The sequence below is a fragment of the uncultured Meiothermus sp. genome (genome assembly GCF_937863175.1).
Taxonomy (GTDB): domain Bacteria; phylum Deinococcota; class Deinococci; order Deinococcales; family Thermaceae; genus Meiothermus.
Genome location: NZ_CALMCQ010000340.1, coordinates 1 through 10479, shown reverse-complemented (window position 1 = coordinate 10479; position 10479 = coordinate 1). Strand labels below are relative to the sequence as shown.

General features: G+C 59.3%; 12 protein-coding genes. 3 read left to right on the top strand and 9 right to left on the bottom strand.

The window, feature by feature from the left end:
* The 3 genes from Q0288_RS12805 to Q0288_RS12795 form a co-directional block, all read left to right on the top strand.
* On the top strand, window positions 1-1606 hold a 1606-nt coding region (locus tag Q0288_RS12805; protein WP_299431019.1), incomplete at its 5' end, for a hypothetical protein.
* A gap of 20 nt (window positions 1607-1626) precedes the next feature.
* Window positions 1627-2874: a VWA-like domain-containing protein gene (locus Q0288_RS12800; protein ID WP_299431017.1), complete on the top strand. Its 1248-nt coding sequence runs from the start codon at window positions 1627-1629 to the stop codon at window positions 2872-2874.
* A 36-nt stretch (window positions 2875-2910) separates the two neighbouring features.
* The gene (locus tag Q0288_RS12795) at window positions 2911-3579 is read left to right on the top strand and encodes a histidine phosphatase family protein (protein WP_299431015.1); all 669 of its coding nucleotides are present in this window, start codon (window positions 2911-2913) and stop codon (window positions 3577-3579) included.
* Window positions 3580-3949: 370 nt separating this feature from the next.
* On the opposite strand, the gene Q0288_RS12790 is transcribed toward Q0288_RS12795, so the two are convergent.
* The 9 genes from Q0288_RS12790 to Q0288_RS12750 form a co-directional block, all read right to left on the bottom strand.
* Window positions 3950-4252: a non-heme iron oxygenase ferredoxin subunit gene (locus Q0288_RS12790; RefSeq protein ID WP_299431025.1), complete on the bottom strand. Its 303-nt coding sequence runs from the start codon at window positions 4250-4252 to the stop codon at window positions 3950-3952.
* An 83-nt stretch (window positions 4253-4335) separates the two neighbouring features.
* A complete protein-coding gene (sufD, locus tag Q0288_RS12785) occupies window positions 4336-5670 on the bottom strand; it encodes a Fe-S cluster assembly protein SufD (RefSeq protein ID WP_299431013.1) in 1335 nt (444 codons plus the stop codon).
* Window positions 5670-6128: an addiction module protein gene (locus Q0288_RS12780; protein WP_299431011.1), complete on the bottom strand. Its 459-nt coding sequence runs from the start codon at window positions 6126-6128 to the stop codon at window positions 5670-5672. Before Q0288_RS12780 ends, sufD begins: the two co-directional genes overlap by 1 nt.
* Before the next feature lie 1000 nt (window positions 6129-7128).
* Window positions 7129-7341 (bottom strand): hypothetical protein, encoded by a 213-nt coding sequence (locus Q0288_RS12775; protein ID WP_299431009.1) that lies wholly within the window; start codon window positions 7339-7341, stop codon window positions 7129-7131.
* 94 nt (window positions 7342-7435) lie between these two features.
* A complete protein-coding gene (locus Q0288_RS12770; RefSeq protein ID WP_299431007.1) occupies window positions 7436-7690 on the bottom strand; it encodes a type II toxin-antitoxin system RelE/ParE family toxin in 255 nt (84 codons plus the stop codon).
* Entirely contained in the window at window positions 7687-7881 is a 195-nt protein-coding gene (locus tag Q0288_RS12765) for a hypothetical protein (protein WP_299431005.1), read from the bottom strand. Before Q0288_RS12765 ends, Q0288_RS12770 begins: the two co-directional genes overlap by 4 nt.
* 14 nt (window positions 7882-7895) lie before the next feature.
* Window positions 7896-9305, bottom strand: a complete 1410-nt coding sequence (sufB, locus tag Q0288_RS12760; protein ID WP_299431003.1) for a Fe-S cluster assembly protein SufB — start codon at window positions 9303-9305, stop codon at window positions 7896-7898.
* 94 nt (window positions 9306-9399) lie between these two features.
* Window positions 9400-10155 (bottom strand): Fe-S cluster assembly ATPase SufC, encoded by a 756-nt coding sequence (sufC, locus tag Q0288_RS12755; protein ID WP_299431023.1) that lies wholly within the window; start codon window positions 10153-10155, stop codon window positions 9400-9402.
* Between the two features lie 175 nt (window positions 10156-10330).
* Window positions 10331-10479, bottom strand: a 149-nt coding sequence (locus Q0288_RS12750; RefSeq protein ID WP_299431021.1) for a kinase/pyrophosphorylase, incomplete at its 5' end; no start/stop codon positions are given.

The window sequence follows — 10479 nt, the reverse complement described above, 5'->3', positions numbered from 1 at the left end:
GGCCCGGCGACTGGCCGCAGTTCATCCCAATACCGACTCGGAAATCCTCGAGCGCTGCCACGACGACCCTGACTGGCACACCCGCATGGCGGTGGCCTACAACCCCAAAACCCCGCCCGCTATCCTGGCCGCAATGGCCGCCGATACCGACCCCGAGGTGCGGCAGGCGGTGGCGGTGCACCCCTCTACCCCGCTGGAAAGCCTCGAGGTGCTGGCCGGTGACGAGCAGCCCGATGTGCGCGTACAGATGGCGCAGAACCTCCGCACCCCCCAAAACCTGCTTCTACAACTGGCCCATGATGACCACTGGAGAGTACGACAAGCCGTGGCGGCCAATCTTGCCACCCCTGTGCTGGTGCTTGAGCAACTGGCCCACGACCCCGATCGGGATGTGCGCCAGGCGGTGGCCAACCACCCCCAGGTGCCCGAAGCCGCCCTGGAATCGCTTTTTGCCGGACGGTTCGCCGGGCTGAACCCGCAGATGAGCCTGGTCGAGCTCTACCAGAGGATCAAGAAGGGTGAGCCCCTGCGCCCTGATCTGCTCGACAAACTGGCCCAGGGCAACGACTGGGCCCGGCATCTGGCGGCCCGCCACCCCTTCACGCCTGCCGAAACCCTGCGAACCCTGGCCTGCGACGAAGACTGGCGGGTGCGACAGGCCGCTGCCACCAATCCGGGGCTGGCGGCGGATGTACTTTTGCAGCTGTCCAGCGATCCCCATGGCGATGTACGCCGGGCCGTGGTGAGGCATCCACAGACCACAGAAGAACTTCTGGAGCGCCTCTGTGTGGATGATCAGCAAGACATTCGCTGGCAGGTAGCCCTTGATCCCAGAGCCCCGCTCCCGGCCCTGCGCATTCTGCTGACCGACTCCGACGAAATGGTTCGGCTAGCCGCCCAGACCCACCCGGAAACCCCCGCCGATTTGATTGAACAATACCGCCGAGCCGAAGCGATAGACCCCGGTCTGGAGGGCGAGTTCCTGAGGCAACTGGCCGGGCAAACCATCTGGAGCCGCGTCCTGGCCGCACAAAACCCTGCAACACCCCTCGAGGCTTTGCACGAACTGGTGCGCGACCTCGAGTGGTCGGTGCGACAAGCAGTCGCCATGAACCCAGCCCTGACTGCTGAGCTGCTGGTCTCCCTGGCCCAAGACCCTGAGCGGGAGGTGCGCCAGGCGGTGGCCGAGCATCGCCACACCCCGCAGGCTTTGCTAAGCGAACTGCTGCACGATATAGACGAAAATGTGCGCCTATCTGCCCTGCGCAACCCCCACCTCGACGCCCAGACTCTGGAGCATTACCGTGCTCGACTGGTCTTGCGCAGCTCGAGGTCGCACTTTGCCCTCAACCGTGCGGTGGCCCTATCCCGGCCCGAAATCCCCGCCCGCGAACTCTCCAAGGTGCGCCACTGGGCTGCGCCGGAGTGGGTGGTTCGCTACGCGGTGGCGCAGAACCCGAAGACCCCGGTGGAAGTGCTGGAGCGCCTGGCCCAGGATGGCAGCCGGCTGGTTCGGGCCCAGGCAGCTCAGAGCTTAGAGTTGAGGGGCAAGGATCGAAAGAACCTGGGCGGTGAGCTTCGAGACCCCCCTCACCCCAGGCCCTAGGCCACACCCCCGGTGTAAGCATGTCCGAAAACGCCGCCCATCCCAAGCCTGAACCACCCAGCCCGCATCCTGCGCTGGAACGCCGGATTAGCGCGAGCTTGCTGCGCCTGCGGATGAAGTCGCCTTTCTTCGCCACACTGGCCTTGTTTGCCCGCTATAGGCCCAGCCTCGAGCTCCCCACTGCCGCTACCGATGGGCGCGACGTGTTCTACAACCCGCACTTTATGGGGGCTCTCCCCGACGAACACTTCGATGGGGTGTTGCTGCACGAGGTTTTGCACGCTGCACTGCTTCATGTACCGCGCCGCTCCCACCGCGACCAAAAGCGCTGGAATATCGCCGCCGATACTGTGGTAAACGGCATTTTGCTGCAAAACAGCTTCCGTCTGCCGGAGGGGCATATCCGAAACCCTGAACTCGAGCGCTATTCCGCCGAAGAAGCGTATGCCCTGTTGCCCCGTGAGCAGCAGCCAGAGCTGGTTTTTGTGGATTTGCTCGAGGCGCCTCCCGCCGATGCTCGAGAGCAGGAGGGCCCGGATAGCAGAGAGGGTAAGGATGCCAAACCGGATAGCAAGGGCGGGAAATTCCGGGGCAAGAGGCTCTTGGACAGCAATTCCTTGAGTGAGGCCGAGAAAGCCGGTCTCGAAAAGCACTGGACAAAAGCCGTGCAACAGGCCCAGGCGGTGGCCCGGAGTGTGCAGAAAGGCCATCTCCCGGTGGGCCTGGAACGCGCTTTCGGGCTAGCAGGGCCACCCCAACTCGACTGGAAAAGCCTGCTGTGGCGTTTTTTGGTGCGTACCCCCACCGACTTTACCGGCTATGACCGCCGCCACATCGGGCGGGGCCTGTATCTGGAGACCCTCGAGGGCGAAAGTCTCAAGGTTTACATCGCAGTAGATACCTCGGGCTCGGTGGACGACGCGCTCGTCAAACTATTCCTGAGCGAAGTACAGGGCATCCTGCGGGCCTACCCGCACCTGGAAGCCCACCTCTACTACGCGGATGCCACCATCTACGGCCCCTACCCGCTCAAGGCCGAGGGTGAAATCCCTGCGCCTCAGGGCGGCGGCGGTACCGACTTCCGGCCTTTTTTCGCCGACGTGCTCGAGCGCCACGAGCCGCACCTGGGGGGGGTGTGCATCTACCTCACCGACGGATTTGGTGATTTTCCGCCGGAAACGCCGCACCTTTCCACGCTGTGGGTGGTTGCGCCGGGCGGGCTGGACTCGAGCGGTTTTCCTTTCGGCGAGGTTGTGAGGTTGACTTGATTCGTCTTGCCCATACCCCCCGTATGATGCTAAGCAATGAGCTTGACCGAAGTCTGGTGGATTCGACACGGTGAGAGCGATTCGAATGCGGGGCAGCGCACCGCGAATGCGGCGGCTCCCGTCCTGACCGAGCTGGGCTGGCGACAAGCCCGCTCCCTGGCCAGAGCCTTTGGCCAAGCCCCTGATCGGGTGGTTACCTCACCGTTCATCCGCACCAAACAGACCGCCCAGCCCCTACTCGAGCGGTTTCCCCAGGTGCTACAGGAAGAATGGCCGGTACAGGAGTTCACCGAACTCTCCCATGTCCACCGCAACCACACCAGCGCTGAGGAGCGCTGGCCCCACCTCGAGCAGTACTGGGCGCGCTGCGATCCCGACTACTGGGATGGGGAGGGGGCCGAGACCTTCCGCCATCTGCTGGGCCGAATAGATGCGGCCCTGGGGCGCATGAACCGCCTTACTGGCCTCACCGTTGTTTTTGGTCACGGGCTCTTTATGCGGGCCATGCTCTGGCAGATGCTTCGCACCGAGCGCGACCTGGACGAGCCGGCCATGCGACGCTACCTGCACTTCCACCGGTCGCTATGGATTCCCAACTGCGCCATCGTTCGTATGATCTGCCGCAATGGGCGCTGGTATACTGCCCCACCCGATGTGCACCACCTGGATGCCCAGGAGGTTCAAAAGGTGAGCGACCTGGGCTAAGGCCCTTTAACCGCTCGCCTGCAGTAAAGCCATGCCGTCACCCCCGGACGCTACACCTCGAGCGAAAACGAGACCGTTGGGTCGGGCGATGACTGCCCGTCCTTGCATCCTGAACTCGCACCCCTCAGGTCTCATACCAGATTCGGTTAGAACCCAACCGAAGGGAGACGCTTTTTTCGCCGACCGTCCGGGAGGGGTGTGCACCCGGATTCCAAAAGAGAGCCTCCGGGTCTCCTGGTTGGAGGATGATCTTTTTGAATCCGGTATCAGGGCGCTTTCTGCAGCGGATGCGCGGGGTACGCCCGGTTTGTATGTATGGCGATGCGCCGCACAGTGCGCGTCTCGAGGGGTCATTTTTCCAGGCGGTCGGTCAAACCTCCAGCCAGACCTGCCCGTCTTCTAGTCTGGTCTTATAGGCCTTGACCGGGCGCGGTGCCGGCAGGGTGGCCTTACCGGTGCGCAGGTTGAACCGGGCTCCGTGGCGGGTACACTGGATGGTCTCGCCTTCTACGGGGCCATCAGAGAGGGGGTTTTTGTCGTGGGTGCAGATGTCTGAGATGGCAAAAACTTCCTGTCCGGTGTAGAGCAAGAGCACCGGGGTCTTCTCGCCCTCCACCTTCACTACCAGGCGGCCATTCACGAACTGTTCGGGGGTAGCGACGGGAATCCACATAAATGTCACGGGTCGAGGGTCGAGGGTCAAAAGCTAAAACCCAAAAAGGCACTAGACCCTCGACGCTGGGCTTTCGACGTGTGCTAGACCCGCACCTTCTCCTCGATGATGCTCTCGATATGCTGGCGCAATGGCTCGATGGGGATGCGGGTGAGCACATCGGTCATGTGGCCCTTGACCAGAATTTGCTGGGCCATATGGCGCGGCAGGCCACGAGACATCAGGTAGAACAACTCTCCGGGCTCGACCGGCGCGGTGGACGAACCGTGCGAGCACTTTACGTCATTGGCCCCGATCTCGAGCTGCGGCACACTGTCGCTGCGAGCATCCTCGGACAGCAGCAGGTTGCGGTTGGTCTGGTAGGCATCGGTTTTTTGCGCCCCCACCCCCACCTTGATCAGGCCCGCATACACCGTACGGCTCTGATCCTTGGCCGCGCCCTTGTAGAGCACATCGGAATGGGCGTGGTCGGCCACGTGGTGCTGCAGGGTGTAGTGATCTACGTGCTCGTTGCCGGAAGTGAAGTACAGGCCCAGCATCTCGGAGGAAGAGCCCGCCCCCAGCATCTCCGACTGTACGTCGGCGCGGCTGATGGTTGCCCCCATGTTTACCACCAGGTCGTTGAGCGCGGCATCGCGCTGGAGGTGGGCCCGCTGGCGGTGGAAGTGGTAGAAGCCCTGGCCCAGGAGCTGGATGTGGGCGTGGCGTACCTTGGCTCCGTTGCTCACGATGATCTCGGTGGAGGAGGTGTTGACCGAGGCCGAAACCCTGGCGGGCGAGATGTACTCCTCGATGTAGACAGCCTGGCTGTTGATGTCGCCCACAATCAGGGTGCGCGAGCTCGAGAGCTGGCCGCCCTCGAGGTACTTGAAGACCCCCATCGGCTTGCTGAACTCCACATTACTGGGGATGTAGAGAAAAACCCCATGCGTGAAGAGCGCGGCGTTGAGCGCTGGGATCTTGGAGTTCTCTGGGCGGTTGACCTGCGTCCCTACCAGGTCGCTCCAGTTAACCGCCTTGAAGAGGTTTTCCTCGACCAGCTTGGGGTGATTGGCGATGGCATCGTGCAGGTTGCTGAAGATCACGCCCTGCTTCTTGAGGTCTTCGGGCAGTTCGACGTGCACCAGGTCGGAACCCACAAATACTGCGTAACCCGAGAGCTGGGCCTGGGCCAGGCGGTCTTTGACGGCCTGCGGGATAACCGACAAGTTACCGGTGGGCAGCTCGAGCTTCAGCTCCTCGAAGGGCACCTCGGTGATGTCGGTGTAGCGCCACTCCTCGGTGCGGGTGGTGGGGTAGGGCAGCCGGGCGAAGGTGTCCCAGGCGGCCAGGCGCTTCTCGAGCAGCCACTGGGGCTCGGAAAGCTTCTTGGAGACCTCGAGCACGAGGTCACGCGAAAGGGTCGAGGTGATTTCCACTAACTTCCTCCTGTCATTTTGCGGACTTCTTCGCCAAGGATTACACGCATTTGGCCCGCTTCCATCTGTTCAAATCTACGTTCGGTTTCCTGCACCCAGAGGGTTTCGACCTCTCTGATTTCTGCTGCGTAGTTCGAAACCTCTTCGGCCCAGGCTCGAGTCTGGACACGCATCCGTTCGGGGGTTTCCCAGGTCTTATCCCAGTGAGCTTTCCACTCGGAAATCTGACGCATGACTACTCGCAAAAACGCAATCAGTTCCTCGTGAGCATCAAACTGAAGACTGCGAACTATCCAATCTACAAAGTGCTGAGACTCCCTAATAGTTTCAAAAACGACTTCTCGAGGCTCATCTTTCAACGCAACCCGCCACAAATTCGCTTCCAGTTTTTCCAACTGTACCGAAAGCGGATTCTGCAAGAAAGGCTCTCGTAATTTGAGATATTCATCAGCAGTCATAAAACTCCTTTGCGCTTAGGTATCATTCCGAGCGGAGCGCAGCGGAGAGAGGAATCTCTCACTGAGGACAGTCGCCAGCTTCATGTTGCAAAAGACTGTCACTCCCAGCGGAACATGAATGAGCACGGTACAGTGAGAGATTCCTCGTCGGCAAAAAGCGCCTCCTCGGAATGACATGCTTGCGGTGACTGCGTTTCGGCTCGAGCATCTCGAGCAATTCCCCAGCCGTAACTTTCTCGAGGATGAGGTGGATCATACATTTACTGGCGATGGGATAGCGAGGAAATCCTTCGCCAAATCGAGAGTGCAAGGTTCCGCATAGACGGAAAGGGGGCATACGAAAGAGCGCTGTTTGGTGCGGTTGTGCTCGAAGTTAGGTCAACCGTGATTGGTGAGGTTGCACTCACTCGACCACGCACATAGTTCCAACCTTGACTCAGATTGAGGTTGAAATTGTACTGCTGCGCAGGAAAAGGGTTGAGTGCAGATTGTGAGCAAGAGCCCGTCACTTGGGTTGCTTGATTGGCGTAAAGCAGTACAGTGATTTCGTCGCCTGATTGAACGTCAAGAGGAAAATTGGTGTATGGCTTGAGACCGTAACCCAAGAGTCCTCGAGTCTGCCCGCTTACACCAACGGCGGCAATTGGGAGAACAGCAGCAAACCGTGTTGTGGGTTGACTTAAGGTGAGATTTTTAGACATGTCGAAACATAGACCTCGAGCGCCTTCAGTAAGGGCAGCATTGTTGCTGGTGATCTCGGTAGCAATCTGTGAGAGATTGAACACAAAGCTACCATTAGATGCTACATCAGCCTCACCAACTTGCAGAGGCTGTGTAGAGAAACGACCTTCAGTGTAAACGTAAAACCGAATGACCCCAACCCGATTTGCAGGCCAATTCTGGATAGTCGTAGTCCCATTCGGAGTAGTCGTGCTATTATTCCCACTCGAGCAAGCCGCTAGCACTACAGCCAAGACAATCAACGAGACTCTTTTCATGGTTAATTCTCCGTTGCTTGTTCAACCAAAGTCCCTGAATGCGTGTCGAAATACAAGACGCTTTTCTCGAGGGCAGTTTGGTAGAACTCGAAGCCTTCCTTCAGTTCCTCAAAGGTTTCGCCCATCGGTGCCATCGGGTTTTCTGTCCAGGTCTGAATCTTGCCGTTTTCAACGCAGCAGACCTCGCGAATGGCGTAGGTTCCATCCTTGAACACCACCCGATCGTTCCGAGACACTAGCCCACGCTACCTTTCATCTCGAGCCCGATCAACCGGTTTAGCTCAACGGCGTACTCAGCCCGTATTTCCTTCATCGGTAAGCCTCGCTTCGGTGTCGCACACGGTAGACGATCGGCAGTTTCTCTGTCGTGTCCACGTCGTAGATGATTCGATACTCGCCCACCCGAAATCTTCTGGCCTGCTCCCCTTTCATCTGGATGGAACCGTGGCGGAAGGGGTCTTCGCTCAACTGCTCGAGGGCGGCTACGATGCGCGGCTGAACCTGGGTGTCTAGGCTAATCAGCTCTTTGGCGGCTCTGGGATGAAACTCGACCCTATAGCTCATAGACCAAGTTGCTTCTTCAGATCGTCCAGAGAAACCCGTTCCCCACCCTCGGCCCGACGCTGACGCAGGGCCTGCGCGTCTTCCAGGTCGAGTATCTGATCGAGCAATTCCTCGTATTCCTCGATGGTCAACAGAACATGGGTGCGCTTGCCTTCGGAATCGGTGATGAACTGGTGGGGTTCCTTGACCATGATCACCTCCCAGTTTAGCCCACTGAGCCTTCCATCTCGAGCTCGATCAACCGGTTCAGCTCAACGGCGTACTCGAGCGGCAGCTCCTTGGCCACCGGCTCGATGAACCCGCGCACAATCAGGGCGGCAGCCTCGTCCTCGGGCAGGCCCCGGCTCTGGAGGTAGAAGATCTGCTCGTCGTTGAGGCGGCTGACGGTGGCCTCGTGGCCCACGGTGGCAGTGTCGTCCTCGATCTCCATGTAGGGGTAGGTGTCGGTGCGGGACTCCTCGTTGATGAGGAGCGCGTCGCACTCCACATTCACCTTTACATGCCGGGCGCCCTCGTAGACCTTAATCAGTCCACGGTACGAGCTACGGCCCGCGCCCCTGGAGATGCTCTTGGAAACGATGCTGCCTCCCGTGTTGGAGGCTGCGAAAATGAGCTTGCCACCAGCATCCTGGTGCTGTCCGGTACTGGCAAAGGCAATGGAGAGGATGTCCGAGCGTGCACCCTCCTCAACCAGGTAGCTGCTCGGGTACTTCATGGTCAGCTTGGAGCCCAGGTTGCCGTCGAGCCACATGTGGTAGGCGTCTTTCTTGACCACGGCCCGCTGGGTTACCAGGTTGTACATGTTGTGCGACCAGTTCTGGATGGTGGTGTAGCGGCTTCTGGCCCCCTGGTTGACCACAATCTCAATCACGCCGGAGTGGAACGAGTCGGTGGTATACGTTGGAGCCGTGCAGCCCTCAATGTAGTGCATCTCGGCTCCTTCATCCAGCACAATTATGGTGCGCTCAAACTGGCCCAGCTCGGCGGTGTTGACCCGGAAGTAGGCTTGCAGGGGCTGCTCGACCTTTACACCCCTGGGCACGTACACGAAGCTGCCGCCCGACCACACCGCGCTGTTAAGTGCTGCGTACTTGTTGTCCTCCGGGGGGATGACGGTGGCGAAGTACTCGCGGAAGAGATCCTGGTGGTGCTTGAGGCCGTCCTCAATGGAGACGAAGACCACCCCAAGACGCTCCAGCTCTTCCTTGACCTGGTGATACACCATCTCCGAGTCGTACTGTGCGCCCACCCCGGCCAGCACCTTCTGCTCGGCCTCGCGGATGCCCAGCTTCTCATAGGTGCGGCGGATTTCCTCGGGCACATCATCCCAACTGCGGGCATCGCGCTGCTCGGTGGGTTTGGCGTAGAAGTAGATCTCGTCCATGTTGAGGCCCGAGAGGTCGCCCCCCCAGACCGGAACCGGCTTGGACAGGTAGATCTCCAGGGCCTTAAGGCGGAACTCGAGCATCCAGGAAGGCTCATCTTTGTGGTAGCTGATCGCCTCGACAACCCGACGATTAAGGCCCTTTTCAGCCTTCCAGACAGGCTTTACTTCGTCTACAAATCCGTACTTGTATTCGTTGCCTATATTCTCAACAACTGCGTTGTCGGACATAATGTAAAACCTCCGGTTTGTGCAGATAGCGGATAGCTGAGGGCTAATAGCAAAGCAATCTTTGAGCCATCAGCCATGGGCTATCGGCACTGGGCTAGCTTGCGACAGCAAGCTCCTTGACCCACTCGTAGCCCTGGGCTTCCAGCTTCTCGGCCAGTTCAAAGCCGCCACTGGCAGCGATGCGACCATCAATCATCACATGCACCGCATCCGGGGTGATGTAGTTGAGCAGACGCTGGTAGTGGGTGATCAGGAGGGCCCCAAAGTTGGGGCCGCGCATGGCGTTCACACCCCTGGCTACCACCTTCAAGGCATCAATGTCCAGGCCGGAGTCGGTCTCATCCATGATGCCGTAGGTAGGCTCCAAGACCATCATGTGCATAATCTCGTTGCGCTTTTTCTCGCCTCCGGAGAAGCCATCGTTGAGATAGCGGGTCAGGATGCTCTCGTCCCACTCGAGGGTGGCCAGAGCCTTTTGCAGCCTGCCGTAAAACTCCATCATGTTCACTTCGCCACCCTTTTTGGCCTGCAGAGCCAGGCGAAGGAAATTGGCGTTGGACACCCCTGGCACTTCGACCGGGTACTGGAATGCCAGAAACAGCCCCTTGCGGGCCCGCTCGTCGGCTTCCATCCCCAGGATGCTCTCTCCGTCCATCAGGATGTCGCCCCTGGTGATCTCGTAGCTGGGATCACCAGCGATGACCTTGCCCAGGGTACTCTTGCCCGCCCCATTGGGCCCCATGATCGCGTGTACCTGTCCTTTAGGCAACACCAGGCTGACCCCATTCAAAATGGGCTCACCATCAACAATCCTGGCATGTAGATTCCGAATTTCCAACTGGTTTACCATGGGCATCCCTTTCCTCGCAGATCGTGTCGTGTTTGCGTAAGCGGCTTACTCTTATTACAAGTCACTCGCAATAAGAGTATAGGTTCCACTCTTATGAATGTATAGTAGCTTGGTCAGGATTCCGGCTATGTAGATTACAAAGTTCGGCTCCTGCCCCTGGTCAGACTGCCCGGCGTCAGCCGATTTTACGCTGTAGACCTGCACTCTGCACGATGCTGGTAGCAATCTCTTCGATAGACGCCCCGGTGGTATCGAAGTACTGAATTCCTACCCGCCTGAACAGTAACTCGGCCCGCCGTACCTCGTACTCGCACTGCTCGAGGC

Bases quoted from the DNA above. Each gene is read 5' to 3' on its own strand.
- Q0288_RS12800 (WP_299431017.1), top strand. From the start codon at position 1,627: ATGTCCGAAAACGCCGCCCATCCCAAGCCTGAACCACCCAGCCCGCAT.
- Q0288_RS12795 (WP_299431015.1), top strand. From the start codon at position 2,911: ATGAGCTTGACCGAAGTCTGGTGGATTCGACACGGTGAGAGCGATTCG.
- Q0288_RS12790 (WP_299431025.1), bottom strand. From the start codon at position 4,252: ATGTGGATTCCCGTCGCTACCCCCGAACAGTTCGTGAATGGCCGCCTG.
- Q0288_RS12780 (WP_299431011.1), bottom strand. From the start codon at position 6,128: ATGACTGCTGATGAATATCTCAAATTACGAGAGCCTTTCTTGCAGAAT.
- Q0288_RS12770 (WP_299431007.1), bottom strand. From the start codon at position 7,690: ATGAGCTATAGGGTCGAGTTTCATCCCAGAGCCGCCAAAGAGCTGATT.
- Q0288_RS12765 (WP_299431005.1), bottom strand. From the start codon at position 7,881: ATGGTCAAGGAACCCCACCAGTTCATCACCGATTCCGAAGGCAAGCGC.
- sufB (WP_299431003.1), bottom strand. From the start codon at position 9,305: ATGTCCGACAACGCAGTTGTTGAGAATATAGGCAACGAATACAAGTAC.
- sufC (WP_299431023.1), bottom strand. From the start codon at position 10,155: ATGGTAAACCAGTTGGAAATTCGGAATCTACATGCCAGGATTGTTGAT.